This window comes from Caballeronia sp. LZ034LL, from assembly GCF_031451215.1.
Lineage (GTDB): Bacteria > Pseudomonadota > Gammaproteobacteria > Burkholderiales > Burkholderiaceae > Caballeronia.
Genome location: NZ_JARUXR010000001.1, coordinates 23292 through 48800 on the forward strand (window position 1 = coordinate 23292; position 25509 = coordinate 48800).

The 25509-nt window shown below is 65.6% G+C and carries 22 protein-coding genes; 10 read left to right on the forward strand and 12 right to left on the reverse strand.

The window, feature by feature from the left end; all coding sequences use genetic code 11:
• Position 1 precedes the first annotated feature (1 nt).
• The 5 genes from rodA to QCE83_RS00135 all read right to left on the reverse strand — a co-directional run bounded on the left by rodA (position 2) and on the right by QCE83_RS00135 (position 6481).
• Positions 2-1150, reverse strand: coding sequence for a rod shape-determining protein RodA (gene rodA, locus QCE83_RS00115; protein WP_309811303.1), 1149 nt, complete (start codon positions 1148-1150; stop codon positions 2-4).
• Positions 1151-1173: 23 nt separating this feature from the next.
• The gene (mrdA, locus tag QCE83_RS00120; RefSeq protein ID WP_309806940.1) at positions 1174-3438 is read right to left on the reverse strand and encodes a penicillin-binding protein 2; all 2265 of its coding nucleotides are present in this window, start codon (positions 3436-3438) and stop codon (positions 1174-1176) included.
• Between the two features lie 121 nt (positions 3439-3559).
• The gene (gene mreD / locus QCE83_RS00125; protein ID WP_309806941.1) at positions 3560-4072 is read right to left on the reverse strand and encodes a rod shape-determining protein MreD; all 513 of its coding nucleotides are present in this window, start codon (positions 4070-4072) and stop codon (positions 3560-3562) included.
• Complete coding sequence (mreC, locus tag QCE83_RS00130) at positions 4069-5202, reverse strand: rod shape-determining protein MreC (protein ID WP_309806942.1); 1134 nt, start codon at positions 5200-5202, stop codon at positions 4069-4071. Before mreC ends, mreD begins: the two co-directional genes overlap by 4 nt.
• 235 nt (positions 5203-5437) lie before the next feature.
• On the reverse strand, positions 5438-6481 hold the full coding sequence (locus tag QCE83_RS00135) for a rod shape-determining protein (RefSeq protein ID WP_004189550.1): 1044 nt from the start codon (positions 6479-6481) through the stop codon (positions 5438-5440).
• A 377-nt stretch (positions 6482-6858) separates the two neighbouring features.
• Between QCE83_RS00135 and gatC the strand changes: the two genes are divergently transcribed.
• The 5 genes from gatC (at position 6859) to QCE83_RS00160 (ending at position 11962) form a co-directional block, all read left to right on the forward strand.
• Complete coding sequence (gatC, locus tag QCE83_RS00140; RefSeq protein WP_309811305.1) at positions 6859-7158, forward strand: Asp-tRNA(Asn)/Glu-tRNA(Gln) amidotransferase subunit GatC; 300 nt, start codon at positions 6859-6861, stop codon at positions 7156-7158.
• 90 nt (positions 7159-7248) lie between these two features.
• Entirely contained in the window at positions 7249-8745 is a 1497-nt protein-coding gene (gene gatA, locus QCE83_RS00145) for an Asp-tRNA(Asn)/Glu-tRNA(Gln) amidotransferase subunit GatA (RefSeq protein WP_309806943.1), read from the forward strand.
• Positions 8745-10217, forward strand: coding sequence for an Asp-tRNA(Asn)/Glu-tRNA(Gln) amidotransferase subunit GatB (gene gatB / locus QCE83_RS00150; RefSeq protein WP_309811308.1), 1473 nt, complete (start codon positions 8745-8747; stop codon positions 10215-10217). The genes gatA and gatB overlap by 1 nt, the downstream gene beginning before the upstream one ends.
• 82 nt (positions 10218-10299) lie before the next feature.
• Positions 10300-11139, forward strand: a complete 840-nt coding sequence (locus QCE83_RS00155; RefSeq protein ID WP_309806944.1) for a PPK2 family polyphosphate kinase — start codon at positions 10300-10302, stop codon at positions 11137-11139.
• Positions 11140-11176: 37 nt separating this feature from the next.
• Complete coding sequence (locus QCE83_RS00160; RefSeq protein WP_309806945.1) at positions 11177-11962, forward strand: exodeoxyribonuclease III; 786 nt, start codon at positions 11177-11179, stop codon at positions 11960-11962.
• A 21-nt stretch (positions 11963-11983) separates the two neighbouring features.
• On the opposite strand, the gene QCE83_RS00165 is transcribed toward QCE83_RS00160, so the two are convergent.
• The 6 genes from QCE83_RS00165 to argB form a co-directional block, all read right to left on the reverse strand.
• Entirely contained in the window at positions 11984-12835 is an 852-nt protein-coding gene (locus tag QCE83_RS00165; protein WP_309806946.1) for a M48 family metallopeptidase, read from the reverse strand.
• A gap of 59 nt (positions 12836-12894) precedes the next feature.
• Entirely contained in the window at positions 12895-14181 is a 1287-nt protein-coding gene (locus QCE83_RS00170) for an AmpG family muropeptide MFS transporter (protein ID WP_309806947.1), read from the reverse strand.
• Between the two features lie 44 nt (positions 14182-14225).
• Positions 14226-14834, reverse strand: a complete 609-nt coding sequence (metW, locus tag QCE83_RS00175) for a methionine biosynthesis protein MetW (protein ID WP_309806948.1) — start codon at positions 14832-14834, stop codon at positions 14226-14228.
• Entirely contained in the window at positions 14831-15976 is a 1146-nt protein-coding gene (locus QCE83_RS00180) for a homoserine O-acetyltransferase (RefSeq protein ID WP_309806949.1), read from the reverse strand. Before QCE83_RS00180 ends, metW begins: the two co-directional genes overlap by 4 nt.
• A 245-nt stretch (positions 15977-16221) precedes the next feature.
• Positions 16222-16971 carry a pyrimidine 5'-nucleotidase gene (locus QCE83_RS00185; protein WP_309806950.1) on the reverse strand — a complete coding sequence of 250 codons (750 nt, stop codon included), beginning with the start codon at positions 16969-16971 and terminating at the stop codon, positions 16222-16224.
• Between the two features lie 67 nt (positions 16972-17038).
• Positions 17039-17938 carry an acetylglutamate kinase gene (argB, locus tag QCE83_RS00190; RefSeq protein WP_309806951.1) on the reverse strand — a complete coding sequence of 300 codons (900 nt, stop codon included), beginning with the start codon at positions 17936-17938 and terminating at the stop codon, positions 17039-17041.
• Positions 17939-18092: 154 nt separating this feature from the next.
• Between argB and QCE83_RS00195 the strand changes: the two genes are divergently transcribed.
• From QCE83_RS00195 to QCE83_RS00215, 5 genes are all read left to right on the forward strand, one after another.
• Complete coding sequence (locus QCE83_RS00195; RefSeq protein WP_309806952.1) at positions 18093-18320, forward strand: cysteine-rich CWC family protein; 228 nt, start codon at positions 18093-18095, stop codon at positions 18318-18320.
• A 136-nt stretch (positions 18321-18456) separates the two neighbouring features.
• Complete coding sequence (locus QCE83_RS00200) at positions 18457-19746, forward strand: ATP-binding protein (RefSeq protein WP_309806953.1); 1290 nt, start codon at positions 18457-18459, stop codon at positions 19744-19746.
• Positions 19747-19788: 42 nt separating this feature from the next.
• A complete protein-coding gene (locus QCE83_RS00205) occupies positions 19789-20331 on the forward strand; it encodes a response regulator transcription factor (protein ID WP_309806955.1) in 543 nt (180 codons plus the stop codon).
• A gap of 453 nt (positions 20332-20784) precedes the next feature.
• Positions 20785-22341, forward strand: a complete 1557-nt coding sequence (locus QCE83_RS00210; protein ID WP_309806956.1) for a methyl-accepting chemotaxis protein — start codon at positions 20785-20787, stop codon at positions 22339-22341.
• Positions 22342-22490: 149 nt separating this feature from the next.
• A complete protein-coding gene (locus QCE83_RS00215; protein ID WP_309806957.1) occupies positions 22491-23792 on the forward strand; it encodes a solute carrier family 23 protein in 1302 nt (433 codons plus the stop codon).
• Between the two features lie 45 nt (positions 23793-23837).
• Here QCE83_RS00215 and QCE83_RS00220 read toward each other — a convergent pair whose 3' ends face one another.
• A complete protein-coding gene (locus QCE83_RS00220) occupies positions 23838-25505 on the reverse strand; it encodes a Na+/H+ antiporter (RefSeq protein ID WP_309806958.1) in 1668 nt (555 codons plus the stop codon).
• Positions 25506-25509: the final 4 nt, after the last annotated feature.

Sequence of the window (25509 nt, forward strand, 5' to 3'; positions counted from 1 at the left end):
ACTAGCTCTGCATCAACCGCTTCTGCCGCGCGACGCTCATGATCAGTCCGACCGCCACGCCGAGCGTCGCGAGCGCCGTTCCGCCGTAACTCATGAACGGCAGCGGCACGCCGACCACGGGCAGGATCCCGCTCACCATGCCGATGTTCACGAACGCGTAGGTAAAGAACGCGAGCGTGAGCGATCCGGCCAGCAAGCGCCCGAAGAAAGTCGCGCCGTTCGCCGCGATGAACAGCCCGCGCGCGACCAGCGCCATGTAGAGGAAGAGCAGCACGAGCCCGCCCGCGAGCCCGAACTCCTCGGAGAACACGGCGAAGATGAAGTCGGTGTGCTTCTCGGGAATGAACTCCAGGTGGGCCTGCGTGCCCTGCAGCCAGCCCTTGCCTAGCGTGCCGCCCGAGCCGATGGCAATGACCGCCTGAATGGTGTGGAAGCCCTTGCCGAGCGGGTCGGAAGTCGGATCGAGCAGCGTGCAGATGCGGTGCTTCTGATAGTCGTGCATCATCGGCCAGTTGACGTCCGGCTGGCAGATGCGGTCCTGGAACACCGCGACGCACGCGATCACCACGACACCCGCCGCGAGCACCGGCAGGATCAGCTTGAAGCTGAGACCCGCGAAATAGATGACGAACACGCCCGCCGCGAACACGAGCACCGCCGTGCCGAGGTCGGGCTGCTTGGCGATCAGGGCGACCGGCAGCATCAGGATCACGAAGCCGACCACGTAGTCCCACCAGCGGATGTTGCTCTCGCGTTTCTGGTAGTACCAGGCGAGCATCAGCGGCATCGCGATCTTCATGATCTCCGACGGCTGGATCACCACGCCGACATTGAGCCAGCGTTTCGCGCCCTTGCGCGTGAGTCCGAAGGTGGCGACCGCGATCAGCAGCGCGACGCCGACCGTATAGAGCGGCACGGCGAAGCGCATCAGCGTTTGCGGCGGGATATTGGCGAGCACCCACATCAGACCGAAGGTCAGCATGATGTTGCGCAGCTGGTCTTCCACGCGCCCGGGCACGTCGAGACTCGCGCTGTACAGCGTCACGATGCCGACGCACAGCAGCAGGAACACGATGAGCGCGAGCGGTTTGTCGAAACCCGCGAACATGCGCTTGGCGCGGTCGAGCCACTCGCGCTTGTCGAATTGCATGTGCAGTTGCATGACGGTTTCCTTTATTCGTCGATGCCGCCGGTCGGCGCAAGCACGCGCACGCCGTCGTTTTCGTTGCCGCGCACCATCGAGGGCGCGCTTTCCGCCGGGCGTTTCTTCGGCGCGGGCGTGCGGCCGGGCGCGGACGCGGGCAGGGCGGCGGCGGACGCGGCGCGCGGCTTCTGCGCTTTCGCCGCGGAGGCGGGCTGCGCCGGCGCCGAAGCCGCCTTCGCGACAGCGGGATTCGAGGCCGCCTGCGGCGAAAATGCCGGCGACGACTTCGCCACCGATGCGGGCAACGCGGCCGCGGCAGGCGACTCGGTGCCGCCGATCATCGGCAGGCCGGCATCGGTCGTGGCGGACGCCGCGGCGGCCACGGCAGCCGCTTCGGCGCCCGGCTTGAGGCGGTCGACGAGATAGTAGTCGAGCACCTTGCGCGCGATCGGCCCCGCTGATTCCGCGCCCCAGCCGCCGTTCTCGACGATCAGCGCAAGCGCGATCGTCGGATGGTCCGCCGGTGCGAACGCGGTGAACAGCGCGTGGTCGCGCAGATGTTCGGCGAGCGCGTGTCCCTTGTAGTTCGAGCCTTGCAGCGAATAGACCTGCGCCGTGCCGGTCTTGCCCGCGGCCTGATACGGCGCGCCCGCGAACACTTTCGCTGCCGTGCCGTTGTTGACGACGCCTTCCAGCGCGCGCTTGATGAAGTCGATGTCCTTCTGCTGCACGTTGATCTTGTTGCTCGGATCGCGCACGACGACGCGCATGGCCTTGCTGATCGGATTCTCGATGTCGCGCACAAGGTGCGGCTTCATCACGACGCCGTTGTTGGCCAGCGTGGCCATCGCGTGCGCGAGTTGCAGAATGGTGAACGAGTTGTAGCCCTGGCCGATGCCCAGGCTGATGGTTTCGCCCTCATACCAGCGCTGCTGTTCCGGCCGGCGATACGCCTTGCGCTTCCATTCGGTGGACGGCAGGATGCCGCGCGCCTCGCCCGCGATGTCGATGCCCGTGATCTGCCCGAAGCCCCACGGCTTCATGAAGTTGGCCATCGCGTTGACGCCGAGGTCGTGGGCCAGCATGTAGAAGTAGGTGTCGTTGGATACGACGATCGCGCGGTTCATGTCCACCCAGCCCTGACCCGAACGCACGTCGTTGCGGAAGGTGTGGCCGCCGAAGGTGTACGAGCCTGGATCCTGGAAGCCCCAGCCCGGCGTGCGCTTGTGCAGCGTGAGCGCGGCCAGCGCCATGAACGGCTTGTAGGTGGAGCCCGGCGGATAGGTGCCGTGCAGCGGGCGGTTCAGCAGCGGGTGATCCGGCGAGTTGTTGAGCGCGTCCCAGGTCTGCTGGTCGATGCCGTCGACGAAGGAATTCGGATCGAAGCTCGGCGCCGAGACGAACGCGAGCACGTCGCCGGTGGACGGCTCGATTGCGACGAGCGCGCCGCGCTTGCCCGCGAAGGCCTGCTCGGCCACCTGCTGCAAGCCGATGTCCAGCGACAGCACGAGATTGTTGCCGGGCGTGGCCTGCGTGCGCGACATCGTGCGCACCGGACGGCCGCCGGCCGTCACTTCCACTTCCTCGAAGCCGGTCAGGCCGTGCAGTTCGGTTTCGTAACTCTGCTCGACGCCGATCTTGCCGACGTAATCCGTGCCCTTGTAGTTGTTGGCGTCGAGGCGCGGATCGTAGTGGTCGGAGTTTTCGTCGTTGGCGTCGCTGGCGTCGTCGATGCGTTCCTGATCGCGCTGCGAAATGCGCCCGATGTAACCGATCACGTGCGCCGCCGTCATGCCGAGCGGATATTGCCGGAACAGCCGCGCGCGCACTTCGACGCCCGGGAAGCGGAAGCGCTGCGCGGTGAACTTGGCGACTTCGTCGTCGGTGAGGCGCGTGCGGATCGGCAAGCTTTCGAAGTTCTTCGAGTCTTCCAGCAGCTTCTTGAAGCGCCGGCGGTCGCGCGAGTCGATCGGGATGACTTGCGCAAGCTCGTCGATCACTTCGTCGAGCGTGCCGTTGATCTTCGATGGCGTGATTTCGAGCGTGTACGCCGAATAGTTCTTCGCCAGGATTACGCCGTTGCGGTCGGTGATGATGCCGCGATTCGGGACGATCGGCGCCACCGAGATGCGGTTCTCGTTCGCCTGCAACGAATACTTGCTGAAGTGCCAGACCTGCAGATACAGGAAACGCAAGCCGATCAGCCCGAAGCAGACGAACACGAACAGGCCCGCCGCCGCGACGCGGAGGCGGAACCTGGACAACTGCTGCTCGGTGTTCTTGATTTCGGTCATGCGCGTTGTGTGCTTCTCGTGTGCTTCTCGTGCGATTTGTTTCGCTCGGGTCTCGCGATTCAAGTGTAGTCCGCGCGCGGGCGCTGCATCGGCTGGCGCTCGATTGCGGCGGAGGGCCGGGTCAGATCGGGCGGGTGTCGTCCGGATCGGCGGCGCGGCGCTGCGGCATCAGCAGGAAGAAGCTCGCGACCGGCCACAGCAGCGCTTCCACGAACCCGTTGATCAGATAGCTCCAGCCCGGAAAGGCGGCGCCCGTCATCAGGCGGATCACGAACGGCACCAGATGCGCGCCGACCAGCAAAGGCGCCACGACGAACATCTGCACCGGCAGCGCCATCCACAGCACGCGGCGGTGAATGGTGATCGCGCCGTAGGACAGCAGCGTGTAGGCGAGCGCGTGCTCGCCCAGCAGGTTGGCGTTGTGGACGTCCATCAGGATGCCCAGCATGAATGCGATGCCCATGCCGACCTTGCGCGGCTGATGCACGTTCCAGAACAACAGCACGAGCGCGACGAAGTCCGGCACGCCGATCAGGCGTCCCCACGGCATCAGGTTCAGCAGGAAGGCGGCGGCCAGGCTGAAGGTGATGAAGTACGGATTGACCGGTTGCAGGATGTATTGCGGGCGGTTCATCGCGCGGCTCCCGATGACGCGGGCTTGGGCATGTGCGCTTTCTTCGACGGCCGCGCCGCCGGAGTCGATGCCGCCTTCGGCGCGGCGGCCTTCGCCACGGGTTTTTCAGCCGGCTTCTCGGCGGGTTTATCCGCCGCTGCGGGCGCGGAGCCCGCCGCCGGCGCCGATGCGCCGCTGGCCCCGGCTGCCACCGCCGCCGCCGCCGCCGATTTTGCCGCGGGCTTCTTCTTGCCCTTGTTTTCCTTCGCTTCCTTGGCGGCCGCCGCGGCTTCCACTTCGACCGGATTCGGCGGCTCGTTACGGTTGTAGTGCAGCACGAGCAGCTGGCGCGCGCCGCGCACCGCCGCCACCGGCACGCAGACCACGCGTGCGAACGCCGTGTCGGCCTGCTTGTCGACGCGCAGCACCTTCGCGACCGGCAGCCCCGGCGGATAGATGCCGTCGAGGCCGCTGGTCACGAGGTCGTCGCCGGCTTGCACGTCGGCGCTGATGGGCACGAAGCGCAGGTCGAGCGTGTCGCCCTTCGGCGTGCCGTAGATGACGCTGCGCAAGCCCGTGCGGGCGATCTGCACCGGCACGGCCTGATCCTTGTCCGTGAGCAAGGTGACTTCCGACTGCAACGGGAACACGCGCGTCACCTGACCGATCACGCCGTCTTCAGTGACCACCGGCGCGCCGTCCTGGATGTTCTGCTGCGAACCCTTGCCGATCACGACCTTCTGCGTGAAGGGATCGCGCGTGTCGTACTGGATCTCGGCGGGGGTTTCGTCGGTCGAGGCACGCGACTGCAGGTTCAGCAGCGCGCGCAGATGCGCGTTCTCGACGGCGAGTTGCGCCGCGTCGCCGGCCTTCACGGAGAGTTCGAGGTTCTTGTCGGCGAGCTTCTTGTTCTCGCTGCGCAGCGTGGCGCTGGTCACGGCGAGATCCGCCGCGCCCATGAAGATGTCGCGCGGCACGAGCGCGGCGCGCTGCAGCGGATAGAGACCCGCGCCGAGCATGCCGCGCACGATTTCCAGCGTGCTGAAACGCGCGTCCGAGACGAGCAATGCGATCGCGAGGACCACAAAGAAGATCAGGCGCGCGAGCGCGGAAGGGCCTTGCTTGAAAAGGGGCGGCGGACTGTATTCCATGGTCGGCGCCGAGGGCGTGAACGGATGGATCGATGCTGCAGGCTTGGCCGCTCGAAGCGGGGCCTGCCCTACGCGGGTTCGACAACGGCCCGGACGCCTGCCGGGCCGTGTTCGCGTCGCGTTACGCGGGACATTGTAGTGGCCGTGCCGGAGGCCGCGCAGATTGTCCGCGGACGGGTGTCCGCGCGGGTATCAGCGGGCGTTGCGGCGCTGCCACGGAGCGGCACGGAGCAGCTTACTCGTAGGAGAAGATGCTGCCGAGCTTGTCCATGCGCTCGAGCGCCATGCCCGAGCCGCGCACCACGCAGGTCAGCGGGTCTTCGGCGACGAGCACCGGCAGGCCGGTTTCCTCGGCGAGCAGGCGGTCGAGGTCGCGCAGGAGGGCGCCGCCGCCCGTCAGCATCATGCCGCGCTCGGCGATGTCCGCGCCGAGTTCCGGCGGCGTCTGTTCCAGCGCGATCTTCACCGACGACACGATCTGGTTCAGCGGATCCGTCAGCGCTTCGAGAATTTCATTGCTCGAAATAGTGAAGCTGCGCGGAATGCCTTCCGAGAGGTTGCGGCCCTTGACTTCCATTTCCTTGACTTCGGAGCCGGGGAAGGCCGAACCGATTTCCTTCTTGATGGCTTCGGCGGTTTGTTCGCCGATCAGCATGCCGTAGTTGCGGCGGATGTAGTTGACGATGGCTTCGTCGAACTTGTCGCCGCCCACGCGCACCGAGCCCTTGTACACGATGCCGCCCAGCGAGATGACGCCGACTTCCGTCGTGCCGCCGCCGATGTCGACGACCATGGAGCCGGTGGCTTCCGACACGGGCAGGCCCGCGCCGATGGCCGCGGCCATGGGTTCTTCGATCAGGTACACCTGGGAGGCGCCGGCGCCGTGCGCGGCTTCCTTGATGGCGCGGCGCTCGACCTGGGTGGAGCCGCACGGCACGCAGATGATGATGCGCGGCGACGGCGAGAACATGCGGGATTCGTGCGCGGTCTTGATGAACTGCTTGATCATCTGCTCGGTGACGGTGAAGTCGGCGATCACGCCGTCCTTCATCGGCCGGATGGCTTCGATGTTGCCGGGCACCTTGCCGAGCATCTGCTTGGCTTCCTTGCCGACCGCCTGGATGGTCTTCTTGCCGTTGGGACCGCCTTCCTGGCGAATGGAAACGACCGAGGGCTCGTCGAGGACGATGCCTTTGCCGCGCATGTAGATCAGCGTGTTGGCGGTGCCGAGGTCAATCGCCAGGTCGTTGGAGAAATAGCTGCGCAAAAAACCGAACATTCAAAAATCCTGTCTCGCTGGGGATGGCCGTTCGTCGCTCGGAGCGCCGGAAACGGCAGCGGAAAAGTAACGGTTTGCGGGGCGGCGAACCGACGCCGCAAGCTGCAAAACCGGGAGAAAATCTACCGCAGAACGGATGGTCCGATGCAAACGTTTCTCGCAAGGGACGAATCCAGGGAGAAAGCCGCTGACAGGCCGATCCAGAGGTGAGTCGAACGTGTAATGATACCTTATAATTTGGGGGCATCTACAGGAAATGGATGGCATCCGCCGTCATCCCAAAGCCTGCTTCCGAGGGCTCCTTCCAGATTCGTAACTGGCTGACGCAGCTAGAGTTTTCGCAACTGGGGCTGTCCACGCTTTTCTCCGGTGATCCCATGTCTTTGACCCTGACCGACGTAAAACGCATCGCGCATCTGGCGCGGCTCGAACTGCCCGACCACGAAGCCGAACCCACACTCGCGCGGCTCAATGACTTCTTCGGCCTCGTCGAGCAGATGCAGGCCGTCGATACGACCGGCATCGAACCGCTCGCGCATCCGATCGAACAGATCGAGGAAGTCGCGCTGCGTCTGCGCGACGACGCTGTCTCAGAGCGCGTTGATCGCCAAGAGTTCCAGCGTTCCGCGCCTGCCGTGCAGGACGGCCTGTATCTCGTGCCCAAGGTGATCGAATAAGTCATCGGCCGCCGGCGCCCTGCGCCGGACTGGGCGACACAGCGACATCGCGCGCGGCCACACCAGGACCGCGCCCATCAGGGAACTGCAATGCATCAAAAAAGCTTGACCGAATTGCGCGCCGCGCTCGACTCGAAGGACATCTCCGCAGTCGAGCTGGCGCAAACGTATCTGCAGCGCATCGAGGCCGCGAAGGACCTGAATGCGTTCATCGGCGTGGATCGCGAACTCACGCTCGAACAGGCGAAGGCCGCCGACGCGCTCATCGCCCAGGGCAATGCCGGCGCGCTGACCGGCGTGCCGGTGGCGCACAAGGACGTGTTCGTCACGCGCGGCTGGGCGTCCACGGCCGGCTCGCGCATGCTGGAAAACTACGCGAGCCCGTTCGACGCCACCGTGGTCGCGCGCCTGATGCAGGCCGGCATGGTCACGCTCGGCAAGACCAACATGGACGAGTTCGCGATGGGCTCGTCGAACGAGAACTCGTACTTCGGCGCGGTCAAGAACCCGTGGGACACGAAGGCCGTGCCGGGCGGCTCGTCGGGCGGCTCGGCGGCGGCCGTGGCCGCGCGTCTCGCGCCCGCCGCAACCGGCACCGATACCGGCGGCTCCATCCGCCAGCCCGCGTCGTTCTCGGGCATCACCGGCATCAAGCCCACCTATGGCCGCGTGTCGCGCTACGGCATGATCGCGTTCGCGTCCTCGCTGGATCAGGGCGGCCCGATGGCGCAGAGCGCCGCCGACTGCGCGCTCCTGCTCAACGCGATGTCCGGCTTCGACGAACGCGATTCCACCAGCCTCGAACGCGAGACCGAGGACTACACGCGCCATCTCGGCACGAGCTGGAACGGTTCGGACGATGCGAGCCAGCCGCTCAAGGGCCTGCGCATCGGCTTGCCGAAAGAGTATTTCGGCGCGGGCCTGGCCGACGACGTGCGCGCCTCCATTGACGCCGCGCTGAAGCAATACGAAGCGCTCGGCGCCACGCTCGTCGACGTCTCGCTGCCGAAGACCGAGCTCTCCATTCCCGTGTACTACATCATCGCGCCGGCGGAAGCGTCGTCGAACCTGTCGCGTTTCGATGGCGTGCGCTACGGGCATCGCGCGGCCGATTACCGCGACCTGCTCGACATGTACAAGAAGTCGCGCGCCGAAGGCTTCGGGCCGGAAGTGAAGCGCCGCATCCTGGTGGGCGCCTACGTGCTGTCGCATGGCTACTACGACGCGTACTACCTGCAGGCGCAGAAGATCCGCCGCATCATCGCGCGCGACTTCCAGGAAGCGTTCACGAAGTGCGACGTCATCATGGGGCCGGTGGCGCCGTCGGTGGCGTGGAATCTCGGCGAAAAGGCCGACGATCCCGTGCAGATGTATCTCGCCGATATCTACACGCTGTCCGTGAGTCTCGCGGGCCTGCCCGGCATGAGCGTGCCGTGCGGCTTCGGCGCGGGCGCGAACGCGCAGCGCCCGGTCGGCCTGCAGATCATCGGCAACTATTTCAACGAAGCCCGGATGCTCCAGGTCGCCGACGCGTATCAGCGCGCGACCGACTGGCACCGTAAGGCACCATCGGCAGCGGGAGTCTGATCATGCAGTGGGAAGTCGTCATCGGTCTGGAAACGCACGCGCAGCTTTCCACCGTCTCCAAGATTTTTTCCGGCACGGCCACGCAGTTCGGCGCGGCGCCGAATACGCAGGCCAGCCCCGTCGATCTCGCGCTGCCCGGCGTGCTGCCGGTGATGAACCGCGGCGCCGTGGAGCGCGCGATCCGCTTCGGCCTCGCCATCGGCGCGCACATCGCGCCGCGCAGCGTCTTTGCGCGCAAGAACTACTTCTATCCGGACCTGCCGAAGGGCTATCAGATCAGCCAGTACGAGATTCCGGTCGTGCAGGGCGGACAACTCACCATCCAGGTTCCGGCCAACGAAAAGGCCGGCAAGGAAGCCTATTCGAAGACCGTCAACCTGACGCGCGCGCATCTGGAAGAGGACGCGGGCAAGTCGCTGCACGAAGACTTCGCGGGCATGACGGGCATCGACCTGAACCGCGCGGGCACGCCGCTGCTCGAGATCGTCACCGAACCCGAAATGCGCAGCGCCGCGGAAGCGGTCGCGTATGCGAAGGCGCTGCACGGTCTAGTGATGTGGCTCGGCATCTGCGACGGCAACATGCAGGAAGGCTCGTTCCGCTGCGACGCGAACGTCTCGGTCCGGCCGGTGGGCCAAGCCGAGTTCGGCACGCGCGCCGAGATCAAGAACCTGAACTCGTTCCGCTTTCTCGAAGAAGCCATCCAGTATGAAGTGCGCCGCCAGATCGAACTGATCGAGGACGGCGGCACGGTGGTCCAGGAGACGCGTCTGTACGACCCGGACAAGCGCGAAACGCGCTCGATGCGCAGCAAGGAAGACGCGCACGATTACCGCTATTTCCCGGACCCGGACCTGATGCCGCTGGTGATCGACGCGTCGTGGATCGACCGCGTGAAGGGCGAGATGCCGGAGCTGCCGGCGGGCATGCAGCAGCGTTTCGTTGAATCCTACGGCCTCACGCCGTACGACGCGGGCGTGCTGACGGCATCGAAGGCGATGGCGTCGTACTTCGAGGCGCTCGTGCAGAAGGCCGGCGCGAGCCAGGCGAAGATCGCCGCGAACTGGATCATGGGCGATGTGTCGGCCCAGCTGAACCGCGAGTCGCTGGAGATCGGCGAGTCGCCGGTGTCGAGCGCGCAACTGGCGCTGATCATTCAGCGCATCGCGGACGGCACCATCTCGAACAAGATCGGCAAGGACATCTTCCTGTCGATCTGGGAAGAGAAGGCCACCGACGAAGGCGCGGCGGACCGCATCATCGAGGCGAAGGGGCTGAAGCAGATATCGGACACCGGCGCGCTCGGAGCGATCATCGACGACGTGCTTGCGGCGAACCAGAAGTCGGTCGAGGAATACCGCGCCGGCAAGGAAAAGGCGTTCAACGCGCTGATCGGCCAGGCGATGAAGGCGACAAAGGGCAAAGCCAACCCACAGCAAGTCAACGAATTGCTGAAGAAGAAGCTATCCTGAGCCTCCGAATCACGCATGAACGGGCTGCTGCCGGTTAAGCCTGGCCGCAGCCCGTTTTCATTGGCGACGCCAAAGAACAGACATGGCAAAGAAACCTGAACTGGACGACTTCCGCATCCCTTTCTTCGACGCGGACAAGAAGCTGAAGCCCTTCGACCTGAGCGCGGTCGATCCCGCCGCGAAGCCGTTTTCGCTCGGCTCGAAGGACGCGGACCGCGAGCGGCTCGCGGCGATCGGCGCGCAGCTCGACGACTTGCAGGAAAAGCTCCACGCGCAGCGTCGTCAACGTGTGCTGCTCGTGTTGCAAGGCATGGACACGAGCGGCAAGGACGGCACCGTGCGCGCGGTGTTCCACGACGTCGATCCGCTCGGCTTGCGCATCGTGCCGTTTCGCGCGCCGTCGGAACGCGAAGCCGCGCACGACTTCCTGTGGCGCGTCCATGCGCAGGCGCCGATGGCCGGCGAGTTCGCGGTCTTCAACCGCAGCCACTACGAAGACGTGCTCGTGCCACGCGTGCTGAAGACCATCGACGCCGACGAATGCGAGCGCCGTTATCGCCATATGCGCGACTTCGAGGCGCTGCTCGCGGACAGCGGCACGACCATCGTGAAATGCTTCCTGCATATTTCGAAGGACGAGCAGCGCGAACGGCTGCAGGCGCGCATCGACGATCCGACCAAGCACTGGAAGTTCGACGTTTCCGACCTCGAAGCGCGCAAGCAATGGGACGCGTATCAGGACGCCTACGCCGCCGCGCTCGGCGCGACCTCGACGGAAGAAGCGCCGTGGTACATCATTCCGGCCGACTCGAAGACGCATCGCAACCTGATGGTGGCGGAACTGCTGCTGCGCACGATGCAGGGCATGAAGCTGGAATTCCCGGCGGCGAAGGAATCGCTGAAGGGCGTGAAGGTCGAGTGAGCCGAGCCCAGGAAACAAACTCAAATAAAGGAAGCGTATGTTCCGCGTGATCACCGCCAATCTCAACGGCATCCGTTCGGCCGCGAAGAAAGGCTTTTTCGACTGGTTCGGCGAGCAGAAATCCGACGTCGTGTGCGTGCAGGAAATCAAGTGCTCGCAGGACGACCTGACGCCGGAATTCCTCGCGCCGCACGGCTTTCAAGGCTACTTCCAGCATGCGGAGAAGAAGGGCTACAGCGGCGCGGGCCTGTACACGCGCCATGAACCGGATGACGTGATCATCGGCTTCGGCTCGGCGGAATTCGATCCGGAAGGGCGCTATGTGGAAGCGCGCTTCGGCAAGCTCTCGGTCGTCTCCGTGTACGTGCCGTCCGGCTCCAGCGGCGACGAGCGCCAGCAGGCGAAGTATCGTTTCATGGACGAGTTCATGCCGCATCTCACCGCGCTTTCGCAAGAGCGCGAAGTGATCGTGTGCGGCGACGTGAACATCGTCCACAAGGAAATCGACATCAAAAACTGGAAGAGCAACCAGAAGAATTCAGGCTGCCTGCCCGAAGAGCGTGCGTGGCTCACGAAGCTCTTCGACGACGTCGGCTATGTCGATGTGTTCCGCACGCTCGACACGCGCCCCGAGCAGTACACGTGGTGGAGCAATCGCGGCCAGGCGTATGCGAAGAACGTCGGGTGGCGTATCGACTATCAGATCGCGACGCAGGAAGTGGCCGCCACGGCGAAGCAGACCTCGGTCTTCCGCGACATCAAGTTCAGCGATCACGCGCCGCTGACCGTCGATTACGACTGGAAGCTGGGCAAGAAGAAGTAGTGCGGGGGGGCTCGGCGGCGCTCAGCGGCCGGACTTCTTGAACCGCCCCAGCCCCGCATAGTTCGGCAACTGGTCGATGGTCTTGCCGACCGCCTTCGCATACAGCGGCATCATGTCCGGCATGCGCTTGAGCAGATCCTGCCTGCGGTCCGGCCCGTAGGGATGCAGCCAGATGAAGCCGTCGTCGCTGCGGCGCGTGCCGGTATCGATCTTGTTCCACAGTGTGACGGCCGCGCGCGGATCGTAGCCCGCGCGCGATGCAATCTCGCTGCCGATCACATCGGCTTCGGTTTCATCGGCGGGGGAATAGCGCATCGACATCAGCTGGTCGCCGATATCCGGCTGCTGCGACCCATAGTTCGACAGACCCAGATACTGCGGCATCGATCCTGCGCCCAGTTGCGCGGCCTGCTGCCTGCCGAGCCGCTCGCGCGCGTGCTCGCGCAGCGCGTGGGCGATGTCGTGGCCGATCATCATGCCGATCTCGTTGTCGTTCAGATGAAGCCTGTCGATCAGCCCGCTATACACGATGATCTTGCCGCCCGGCAGACACACCATGCGCTCGTCGGACGACTTGATGACGTTGATTTCCCACTTCCAGTTCTTCGCGCGGTCGTTCCACTTGAGCGCGAACGGAATTTCGTGATTTGCGATGTCGCGCACGCGCTTGACCAGCGGATTCGTGTCCGGCAGAAGCGTCTTGTCACGCTGGGCGTCGTGGATGACCTGCGCGTATTCCTGCGCGGATTGTGCTTCGAGCGTCGCGGGCGGAATCAGATTGCGAAACAGTGCGGTATTGCCGAAACGAATCTGGTTGTTCGGCGCGGTGTACGGCGCCGGCACGCTCTTCTCGTCCTGAGCGTGCGCGGACATGGGCGCGCAGCTCGCCCATGCCAGTACGCAAAGCAAGGCTCGGCGCGAGTAAGACACCATCATCGTTGAGTTCTCCAGGGCGCGATTTTGGGCAACAGTAACATGCCCGGCAGCGACAGCGCGACGCAGATCAGGAAGTACGGAAACCAGCCGGCCTCGCTCACGAGATAGCCGCTGCCCGCCGCGGCAAAGGTGCGCGGCACGGCCGCGAGGCTCGTGAAAAGCGCGAATTGCGTCGCGGTGTAGCGCGGGTCCGTGGTGCTCGCAATGTACGCGGTGAAGGTGGCGAGCGTGAGTCCGGTCGCGAAGGTTTCGAAGCCGTACAGCACGGCGAGCGCCAGCGGCGAAGGACCGATCTTCGCGAGCCACGCGAAGCCGAGCGTCGCGACGATCTGCAATGCGCCGAAGATCCACAGCCCGCGCGCGATGCCGATCTTCACCAGCGCAATGCCGCCGAGCAGGCCGCCCGCGATGCTCGCCCAGAACGCGACCGCCTTGGCGATCACGCCGATCTGCGTGAGCGAGAAGCCGATGTCGAGAAAGAACTTGGTGGCGAGCGCAGTCGCCATGGTGTCGCCGAGCTTGTACAGGAAGATGAAGCCGAGCACGAGCAGGGCGGCGCGCCAGCCGTCGCGCGTGACGAATTCGTGAAACGGCTCGACGATCGCTTCGCGCAGGCTCTTTGGCGGCGTGCCGTGGATCTGTGGCTCCTTGACGACGAGCGTCATGATGAGCCCCGGCAGCATGAACGCGGCGGTGATGATGAACACGGTCTTCCACGGCAGGAAACCCGCGAGGATCAGCGACAGCGAGCCGGGCACCAGCCCCGCGACCTTGTAGGCGTTGACATGAACAGCATTGCCGAGGCCTTGCTCGGTGTCGGCGAGCAGTTCGCGCCGGTAGGCATCGATGACGATGTCCTGGCTCGCGCCGAAGAACGCCACCAGCGCGGCCACTGCCGCGACGGACCAGATGTTCTGTTCCGGCGAGAAGAACCCGAACGAGCCGATCGCCAGCATGACGAGCACTTGCGTGACGAACATCCAGCCGCGCCGCCGGCCCGGACGCCAGCCCGGAAAGCGCGGGACGAAGCGGTCCATCAGCGGCGACCAGACGAACTTCCACGTGTACGGCAGACCGATCAGCGCGAACAGGCCGATCTCCTTCACATTGACGTGAGCGGTGGTGAGCCAGGCCTGCAACAGGCTGAACAGCGTGAACAGCGGCAATCCGGACGTGAAGCCGAGAAAGACGCAGATGAGGATGCGCGTGTTGAGAAACGCGCGCCAGCCTGGATGTTCTTCGTGAGCGGTTAGAGCGGGCGCCTCGTGTGGCGTATCGGGCATGTCGTGGTCGGGCAGTGGTCGATGCGTGAGCGCACCGGCGGCTTTTACCGGCGCTTCACGCGATAGACCGCAAGACTACCACGCCAGTTCGCGCCCCAACGGACCACCTGCCCGCCATGCAGCACCACGCGATCCAGGATCTCGATGCCCACTTCCGGCGCCAGCGCCTCGAAGTCCTCGATGGTCAGCACGCGCACATTCGGCGTGTTGTGCCATTGATAGGGCAGCGAGCGCGACACCGGCATGCGTCCCTGCAGCACCGAAAGCCGGTGCTGCCAGTAACCGAAATTCGGAAACGACACGATGCATTGACGCCCGACGCGCACCGTTTCACGCAGGATCGCGGCCGTCTGGTGAATGGTCTGCAAGGTCTGCGAGAGGACCGCGAAGTCGAAGCTGTCGTCCTCGAAGAGCCGCAGGCCGTCTTCGAGATTCTGCTGGATCACGTTCACGCCCTTCTGCGCGCACGCGAGCACGCCGGCATCGTTGATCTCGATGCCATAGCCCGTCACGTCGAGTTCCTCGCCAAGCAGCGAGAGCAACGAGCCGTCGCCACAGCCGAGATCGAGCACGGTGGAGCGCGGCTCCACCCAGCGCGCGATGGCGCGAAAATCCGAGCGCAGCGCGAGCGAATCGAGTGTGTTCTGGTTCATGCGCCGATCTCCGTGGCAATGCGCTCGTAATAGGCGCGCATCAGGTTGTGATAGCGCGCGTCGTCGAGCAGGAAGGCGTCGTGGCCGTGCGGCGCGTCGATTTCGGCGTAGCTCACCGTGCGCTTGTTGTCGAGCAGCGCCTTGACGATCTCGCGCGAGCGCGCCGGCGCAAAACGCCAGTCGGTCGTGAAGCTCGTGACGAGGTACTTGGCCTGCGTGTTGGCCAGCGCCTTTGTGAGATCGCCATCGAAAGCCTTCGCGGGATCGAAATAATCCAGCGCGCGTGTGATCAGCAGATAGGTGTTCGCGTCGAAGTATTCCGCGAACTTGTCCGCCTGATAGCGCAGATACGACTCCACTTCGAACTCGACGTCGAAGTTGAAGTTGTAGGCGTCGAGCGCACCTTCGGCTCGCCGCAGCGCGCGGCCGAATTTCACGGCCATGTCGTCGTCGGAGAGATAGGTGATGTGGCCGATCATGCGTGCGACTCTCAGGCCGCGGCGCGGCTTCACGTCGTGCGCGTAGTAGTCGCCGCCGTGGAAGTCGGGATCGGAGAGGATCGCGGAGCGCGCTGTTTCGTTGAACGCGATGTTCTGCGCGGAGAGCTTCGGCGTCGAAGCCACGACGATGCAATGCCCGAGCCGCTCCGGATACATCATGCTCCACGCCATCGCCTGCATGCCACCGAGACTGCCGCCCATCACGGCCGCGAAACGCTCGATGCCGAAGCGGTCGGCCACGCGGGCCTGCGCATGCACCCAGTCTTCTACGGTGATGACCGGAAAGCGCGCGCCGTAGGGTTTGCCGGTGGCGTGATCGAGGCTCATCGGGCCGGTCGAGCCGAAGCACGAGCCGAGATTGTTCACGCCGATGACGAAGAAGCGGTTCGTGTCGAGCGGTTTGCCCGGCCCGACCATGTTGTCCCACCAGCCGACGTTCTTCGGCTCGCCGGCATACACGCCCGCGACGTGATGCGAGGCATTGAGCGCATGACACACGAGCACGGCATTCGAGCGCGCGGCGTTGAGTTCGCCATAGGTTTCGACGACCAGTTCATAGTCGGCGAGCGACGAGCCGTTCTGCATGGCAAGCGGCTCGGTGAAGCGCAGGGTCTGGGGCGTGACGATGCCGATCGATTCCATTCATTCCGCCTTGTTCGAGCGGCTAAACGGGTGTCGGCGATGCGCGGGGGAAAGCGTGCGCGGCTGACGACCTCTTTAGCCGCATTTATAGTGAACCTCGCGATGATGCCCTGTGAGGTTCGCGCGCCCGCAATCGAGTCAGCAAATCGGCGCGTGTGAGTGATACGAGAAATCTCGTTAGCGAGGAAGTATAGCGGAAAACGTCATAAGGCCGCCGGGGCGGCGCTTGGGCCCATGAGTCCCGTTCAGCGCATCGCGCCGTTGCGCATGCCGAGCGTCAGTGCGCGCAGCGAACGCACCGTGCGGTCCACGTAATGCGGCCGTCCGATGCCCGGCAGGCGCGTCGACAAACCGCCGCTCGAGGTCTTCGCCACCGGCAGGTGCCCGACGATCCACACCGTGCGGATGCCGAGCCGCCGGTAACTCTTCAGATGGCCGCGCGTGTCCTCGACCAGGATCGCGTCGCGCAGATGCACGTGGGCGCGGCGCATTTCCCGGCGCAGCATCGTCGCGTCGGGCTTGGCGCGCCAGCGCTCGCCTTCGCGCATGTCCTCGATGGCGATCACGCGCTCGAACAGCCGGCCGATGCCCAGTTCCGCCATGACCGCGCGCGCATAGAGCGTCGGCGCGTTGGTGAGCACGATCTTGCGGCCGGGCAACGCGCGCAGCATGCGCGTGAGGCCGCGCTCGGCGCGCACCATCGAAGGCAGGTCGGGGAAGGTGTGCACCACGCGCAGGAAGTCGGCGGGATCGACGCCATGATGCTTGACGAGACCCAGCAGCGTCGCGCCGTAGCGCACCGTGTAGCCGACGCGCAGCCGGTTGGCTTCGTCGATGTCCACGCCCAGCCGGTCGATGATGTACTGCGTCATGCCGCGGTTGATCGCCGGAAAGATGGCGTGCGAAGCGTGATGGAGCGTGTTGTCGAGGTCGAAGAGCCAGACGGGGCCGCGCGTTTTCACGTGACGACGGCGAGCGGGACGTTGCGGGGTCATGGTGGGGTGCCGGGCGCCAAAGAAAACGCCCGCGCGGGGGCGGGCGTCGGGAGGGATGCGGTGCGGCTCAATGCGAGCGGATCATCGTGCCGAACGGCTGTTCGGTCAGGATTTCGAGCAGCACCGAATGTTCGATACGGCCGTCGATGATGTGCACCGAGCGCACGCCGCTCTTCGCGGCGTCGAGCGCGGAGGAGATCTTCGGCAGCATGCCGCCGGAGATGGTGCCGTCCGCGAACAGCGAGTCGATCTCGCGTGCGGACAGGTCCGTGAGCAGGTTGCCTTCCTTGTCCATCACGCCGGGGATGTTCGTCATCATGACGAGCTTTTCGGCGTTGAGCACGACGGCGAGCTTGCCCGCGACGAGGTCCGCGTTAATGTTGTACGAGAGGCCGTCTTCGCCGAAGCCGATGGGCGAGATGACCGGAATGAACGCGTCGTCCTGGAGCGCCTTCACGACGGCCGGGTTGATCGCCTCGACTTCGCCCACCTGGCCGATGTCGATGAACTGGCCCGGATTATCGCGATCCGGCATCATCAGCTTGCGTGCATGGATCAGGGCGCCGTCCTTGCCGGTCAGGCCCACCGCGTGTCCGCCGAAGTGATTGATCAGCGTGACGATGTCCTGCTGCACTTCGCCGCCGAGCACCCATTCGACCACTTCCATGGTTTCTTCATCCGTGACGCGCATGCCCTGGATGAAGGTGCCCTGCTTGCCGATCTTCTTCAGCGCCTGGTCGATCTGCGGACCGCCGCCGTGCACGATCACCGGATTGATGCCGACCAGCTTCAGCAGGATCACGTCGCGCGCGAAGCCCTGCTTGAGACGTTCCTCGGTCATGGCGTTGCCGCCGTATTTGATCACGACCGTCTTGCCGTGATACTGACGGATGTAGGGCAGCGCCTCGGCCAGGATTTCGGCCTTCAGGGTCGGGGCGATTTGCGTGAGGTCGGGAAGCTCGGACATGGCGGCAAATGAGGCGAGGAGCGTTTAAACACGCGGAATTGTACAGGACTGACGCGACGCAGCAGGACGAATTGCCGCGTGCCGCCTCAGCGTCTCCGGCGGGCTGCCGGGCATGCGATCATCGTTCAGGCAGAACCGTGACGAGATGATGAACATGGCTTCCGAAAAGATCGCCGCGCAGGCGCCGCCAGTCACGCCGGCCGGCGCACAGACCTGCGCCCTGTGTGGCGCGGCGTTCCGCTGCGGCGTGCTGGCCGGCGACACGGCCTGCTGGTGCGCGGCGCTTCCGGCACTGCCGCCCGACCGGCTGCAGGCGGGCGCTACGTGCCTGTGTCCGTCGTGTCTTGCGGCTGCGATCGAGCGTGCCGGTCTTCCCGGTTAGCAGAACGCATGCCGTGCCGCCCGGGTGCGACAAATCGCGCCAGATGCCGCTGCAAGCCTGATGCAAGCGGGATAATGTCGCCAGGGCGCGCGTCAGCGCCCGGCGTTCCGCCACGCGTCGACGGATACTCAATCAGATGCATCGCATAACCACCACCGGACGGGTCAATCTCGGTCATCTCTTCTGGCTTCGCTCGCTCGCGATCATCGGCCAGCTGACGAGCATCGCCGTCGTGCAGATCTTCTACGGCGCGAAACTGCCGCTGCCGGCCATGCTGCTCGTCATCGCGCTCGAAATGGTGTTCAACGGCCTCACGTGGCTGCGGGTCTCGCGGGCGCGGCCGGAAACCAACATGGAGCTGTTCGGGCAGATGTGCGTCGATCTCGGCGCGCTCTCCGCCCTGCTGTTTCTCTCGGGCGGCGCGACTAATCCGTTCGTCACGCTCTATCTGCCGTCGCTGGCGATTGCCGCCGCGATCCTGCCGTGGGTCATGATGACCTGCCTCGCGCTGTTCGCCGTCGCCTGCTACGCGCTGCTCAGCTACAACTACGTGCCGCTCAATATCGAGAACCCGGCCAACCTGTTCGACTACTTCCGCATGGGGCTGTGGGTCAATTTCATGGTGAGCGTCGGGCTGATCGGCTGGTTCGTCGCGCGCATGTCGCGGGCGCTGCGCGTGCGCGACGCCGCCCTCGCCGATGCCCAGCAGCGCCACTTGCGCGACGAACGGGCCGTGGCGCTCGGCGTCCAGGCCGCCACGGTGGCGCACGAAATGGGCACGCCGCTGTCGACCATCGCGATGCTGTCCGAGGAACTGCGCGATTCCGCCGCCCACGACCGCAACCTCGCGCCCTACGCCGCAGATTTCGAACTGCTCGAACAGCAGATGGCGCTGTGCACGTCGGCGCTCGCGCGCCTGCGCAGCCGCGCGACCGGACCGTCCAGCCGCCAGGCGCTGGACGAGTGGCTCGCCAGCTTCATCGAGCAATGGCGGCTGCGGCATCCGCAGGTGAAGTTCGCGCAGGTTGGCGCAGCGCCGGCGGAGGCGTCGATCGACGACCCGGTGGCCGTCGGCCAGATCCTCACCATCCTGCTCGACAACGCGGCGCGCGCGAGCAGCGAATCGGTGACCTTGCAGGCGAGCGCCGAAACCATCGATGCCGCGCCGTGCGTGCGTTTCGACGTCGCCGATCGCGGCCCCGGCATTCCGCCCGCGTTGCGCGTGGCGCTCGGCGCGGCGCCGGTGGACAGCACGCAGGGCGGACATGGCGTCGGCCTGTATCTGGCGTTCGCGGCGGCGGCGCGGCTGGGCGGATCGATCGAACTGCACGATGGCGAGCCGCACGGCACGCGCGCGGTGCTGCGCCTGCCGAATCGCGGCGCGGCGGCGCAGGCGGGACGAACTGAACGAAGCAAGGCGGCCTGAACTCGAATCGGGACGCTACGGGTGAATCACGGAGAAAACAGCATGAGCGATACCAACTTTCTGATCATCGACGACGACGAAGTCTTTGCCGGCATCCTCGCCCGCGGGCTGACGCGGCGCGGCTACACCGCGCATCAGGCGCACGACGCGGACGAAGCGCTGAAGCTCGCGAACCAGCACAAGTTCGGGCAGATCACGGTGGACCTGCATCTCGGCAACGATTCCGGCCTGCGGCTGGTGGCGCCGCTGCGCGATCTGCAACCCGACGCGCGCATTCTCGTGCTGACCGGTTACGCGAGCATCGCGACGGCGGTGCAGGCCGTGAAGGACGGTGCGGACAACTATCTGGCGAAGCCGGCAAACGTCGAAACGATTCTCGCGGCGCTTCACGAGCAGGCCAGCGAGCAGACGGCCGAGGAAGCCATCGAGAATCCGACGCTGCTGTCTGTGGCGCGGCTCGAATGGGAGCACATCCAGCGGGCGCTGGCCGAGAACAACGGCAACATCTCCGCGACGGCACGCGCGCTCAACATGCATCGGCGCACGCTGCAGCGCAAGCTGGCGAAGAAGCCGGTACGGCAGTAAGCGGTTTGGAGGGCAAGACTGTGGCGGTCTCACGCCACAGTCAAAGCGCGAACCGACCGCTCAAAAAAAAACGCCCAAGCTGGGGAAGCCATGGGCGGGAATCGGAGAGTTGCAACGACACCATGCGCGAACGGAATGTGCCAACTTCGTGCACGAACATCGACACACGCGCACAAACAGCATACGTGCCGCGTTTCCCCCTCCCTATCAGAGAACTCTTAATCAAGGGAAGGCCTCGACTTAACCGCTGCGATCAGATCGCAGCTGCCTGAAATCCCTGCTGCTGGGTCACTTGATTACAGGCGCCTTCCAGCGCGTATTTCGCCCGCGTTATCTCCTGCATACACGCTCAAGAACGTCCGACGCCCAGCCGTAACCACGCTGTGCGCGGACCGGCGTTCGCGCTGCGCTGTCCATGGACGCCGTCCGTGGAGCGTGCAAGAGGAGACATCGATGAAATGGTTTGACCGCCTGTCCGTGCTCAACAAGCTGTTGCTGTCATTCGCCGTGGTGATCCTGTTCACTGCATGCGTGGGCGCCACCGGCGTGGTGTCGCTCGCGAAGATGAACGGGTTGATCGGCGACATCGGCGAACGTCAACTGGACGGGCTGTATTGGGTCGAGGAAATCAACAAGCACAAGCTCGACACGGACCTCGCCGCCGCGAACCTGACTTTCGCCGACGACGCCGGCAAGACCAAACTCAAGGAAGGCATGTCGACGTCGCTCGACGACATGCACCGCGCCTTCGAACGCGTGCGCCCGACGATTCTCTCCGCCGAAGGCACGGCGCTCTACGATGCCGCGCATCAGTCGGTGTCGGCGTGGGAGGACATCGTGCTGATGCAGATGGGCAAAAAGCCCCTGCCGATCGACGTCGACCAGATGGGCCTCATTGGCCGCGCGATCGCGTCGAGCGAGAAAGCGCGCGCTTCGCTGGAGCAGCTCGCCGACTTCAAGCGCAAGCGCGCGACCGAAGCGCGCCAGCATGCGGCGTCGGAGTACGAGACGATGCGCGCCGTTATGTTGGCGCTGGTGATCGGCGCGATGGCCGCGGGCGCGTTGCTCGCGGTGCTGATCGGCCGGCGCCTGGCGGCGCAGCTCGGCGGCGAGCCCGGCTATGCGGCGGACATCGCCGACCGCATCGCGCGCGGCGACCTGACCACGCGTGTCGCCACGCGTCCCGGCGACGAGCGCAGCATGCTCGCGAGCCTCGGCAACATGAGCACAAAGCTGGCGGACATCGTCGGCGGAATTCGTCATTCGAGCGATTCGATCCTGCATGCGTCGCGCGAGATCGCGCAGGGCAACACGGATCTGTCGCAGCGCACCGAGGAACAGGCGGCGTCGCTCGCGGAAACGGCGTCGAGCATGGAGCAGCTCACGCAGACGGTGCGCCAGAACGCCGATCACGCGGACGAAGCCAGCGGTCTCGCTCGCGGCGCATCCGACATCTCGGCACGCGGCAGCGAACTCGTCGGCGACGTGGCCGGCACCATGCGCGAACTGGCCGCCGGGTCCAGGCGCATGACGGACATCATCGGCGTGATCGAGGGCATTGCGTTCCAGACCAATATCCTCCCGCTGAACGCGGCGGTGGAAGCGGCGCGCGCCGGAGAGGAAGGGCGCGGCTTCGCGGTGGTCGCGGGCGAAGTGCGGGCGCTCGCGCAGCGCAGCGCGACCTCGGCGAAGGAAATCAAGGAGCTGATCGAGGCGTCCACGGCGCGTGTCGACAGCGGCGCGGCGCTCGCCGAACGCGCCGGCACGACGATGGCTGAAGTCACCCACGCCGTGCAGCGCGTGACGGACATCATGGCGCAGATTTCGTCGGCGTCGCACGAGCAGAGTTCGGGCATCGAGCAGGTCAACCTGGCCGTCGCGCAGATGGACCAGGTGACGCAGCAGAACGCGGCGCTGGTCGAAGAGGCCGCCGCGGCCGCCGGCGCGATGGCCGATCAGGCCGAGCAGCTGAAGCACGCGGTGGCCGTGTTCACGTTGCAGCACGCCTGAGCGGGCGGGCGCGTGGCGGGCAGGCGACGCCCAAACGGCCGTATCATCGGCTCGCTTGCCACCCGACAGCCCGCTCCGTACACTCGCGCCTGATTTTTCATCAGAGCGCCGCACGGACGGCGCTTCATCGCCGCACAGGAGGCCCGCCCATGTCCGATTCCTTCTTCCCCCGCTGGCCGGTCCAGCCCGATGCCCGCGAGGGCCGCGTGGTGGCGCCCGACGAGCGTCTGCCCTGGCCGCAGATGATCGCGATGGGCGTGCAGCACGTCGTCGCGATGTTCGGCTCGACCGTGCTCGCGCCGCTCCTGATGGGCTTCGATCCCAATCTGTGCATCTTCATGTCGGGCATCGGCACGCTGCTGTTCTTCGTGCTCGTCGGCGGCCGCGTGCCGAGCTACCTCGGTTCGAGCTTCGCGTTCATCGGACTCGTGATCGCGGTGACGGGCTACGGCGGACACGGGCCGAACCTCAACATTCCGGTGGCGCTGGGCGGCATCATCGCGTGCGGCGTGGCTTACGCGATCATCGGCGTGATCGTCGCGGCAGTCGGCACGAAGTGGATCGAGGCCTTGATGCCGCCGGTGGTGACGGGCTCCATCGTCTGCGTGATCGGGCTGAATCTCGCGCCGATCGCCGTCAAGGGCGTGATGGGCAGCAGCTTCGAATCGTGGATGGCGCTGGTCACCGTGCTGTGCGTCGGCGCGGTCGCGGTGTTCGCGCGCGGCATGGCGCAGCGCCTCCTGATCCTGATCGGCCTCGCCATCGCGTATCTCATCTATGCGGCGCTGACCAACGGCATGGGCATGGGCAAGCCGATCGACTTCGCGGTGGTCGCGAATGCCGCCTGGTTCGGCATGCCGCACTTCACCGCGCCCGTGTTCGAAGCGCCCGCGATGACCCTGCTCGCGCCCGTCGCGATCATCCTGGTCGCGGAGAATCTCGGCCATATCAAGGCGGTCGGCGCGATGACCGGCAAGAGCCTCGACAAGTACATCGGCCGGGCGTTCATCGGCGACGGTCTCGCGACCATCGTCTCGGGCTTTGCGGGCGGCACCGGCGTGACGACGTATGCCGAGAACATCGGCGTGATGGCGGTCACCAAGATCTACTCGACGCTCGTGTTCGTGATCGCCGCGTTGTTCGCGATCGTGCTCGGGTTCTCGCCGAAGTTCGGCGCGCTGATCCAGACGATTCCGGGTCCGGTGCTGGGCGGCGTGTCGATCGTCGTGTTCGGGCTGATCGCGGTGACGGGCGCGCGCATCTGGGTCGTCAACAAGGTCGACTTCTCCGACAACCGCAATCTGATCGTCGCGGCGGTCACGCTCGTGCTCGGCACCGGCGATTTCACGCTGAAGCTCGGCGGCTTCGCGCTCGGCGGGATCGGGACCGCGACGTTCGGCGCGATCATTTTCTATGCGCTGCTGCGGCGGCGTGGGGCGGGGGTGGTCTGAAGCAGGTCGCTTGCCGGTCTGCGTATCCGCGCGGCCCGGCGGCATTTACCCCGCCGTCCCCCGCTTCCGGTTGACGATCGCCGTCTCCGACAGATCCACTTCCCGCAGCAGCTTGTTCAAGGTCTCGTCGTTGATGTCCTGCACGGCGCGCAGCCTGAGCAGCTCGGCCCGCTCCGCGCGCAGCGCCGCCATCTTCAGCCGCGTCTCCATCATCTCGCTCTTCTTCGCGGCCACGCGCGGCGCTTCGTCTTCGCCGAGCGACTCCAGCCTGCGCCGGTACATGCCCATCACGCGCGCCGTGGAATCGGCGCAGCGCGCGGAAGCGGCCGCATCCATTTCCTCGACCATTTCGTCATGACTTTCGTCGATGGCGTGAATCGCCGCCTGCGCCGCGCGGCGGCGCGCCATGCGTTCCTCCGCCGCGTGCGGATTACGCTCGCGCTCGATGCCGTTCAGCATGATCGGCAGACCGACCACCGCGATCAGCAGTGACACCAGAATCACCGCCGACGCAATGAAGATCGCCAGATCGCGCCCGGCGAGCGGCGCGCCGTTGTCGAGCGTCACCGGCAGCGAGAGCACGCCCGCGAGCGTCACTGCGCCGCGCACGCCGCTGATGGTCGTCAGCGCGAGCGTCCGAAAACCCGGCTCGGCGCTTTCCAGTCCCTGCTTCGCGGTCCGGCGCGCCGCGAGCCAGCGCAGCGAATACACCCACACGAAGCGCAGCGCATACAGCGCGACCAGGGTAGCGACCACATAACCGAGCAGCAGGCCGACCTGCGCGTTGCCGTCGCGATGCGCCTCGATCAGCGCCCGCCCGAGGATGTGCGGGAACTGCAACCCGAGCAGGATGAAGACCATGCCGTTGAAGACGAACTCGATCATCGTCCAGGTGCTGGTCATGCGCACCCGCACTGCGCTCGGGATGCTGGGGCGCAGGCTCTGGATGTTCATCACCATGCCCGCCGATACCGCCGCCAGGATGCCCGAGCAGCCCGCGCGCTCGGCGACCACATAGGCGGCGAACGGAATCAGGATGGTCAGGATGACGCCGGCGGCGGGGTCGTCGTCCTCGGAGAACTTGAGCAGACGCGCGGGAATCTCGGTCACGGCCCAGCTGATCACGGCGCCGATCGACAGCCCGCCCGCCGCGATGATGAAGAAGCTGATGGTGGCGTCGCGCATCGAGAACATGCCGGTCAGCGCGGCGGCGATCGCGAATTTCAGCGCGACGAGGCCGGACGCGTCGTTCATCAGCGCCTCGCCCTCGAGGATGTTCATGAGGCCCGCCGGAATGCGCTTGCGTCCGGCAATGCCCGTCAGCGCGACGGCGTCGGTCGGCGAGAGCACGGCGGCGAGCGCGAAGGCGACGGGCAGCGGCATCGACGGAATCATGGCGTGCAGGAAATAGCCGAGCACGCCGACGGTGAGGAACACGAGCCCGAGCGCCAGCATCAGGATCGCGCGGCGCTGCATATAGAGCTCGCGTTTCGGGATGCGCCAGCCGTCCGCGAACAGCAGCGGCGGGATGAACAGCAGCATGAACAGATCGGGATCGAACGTGACGTGCAGCCCGAACTTCGGCCAGGCGAGACACGCGCCGATCGCGATCTGGATCAGCGGCAGCGGCAGCTTGACCGGCAGCAGGCTCAGGCCGAGGCCCGAAAGCGCCACGGCCAGCAGCAGGATGAGGACGGTAAAGACGATTTCCATATGT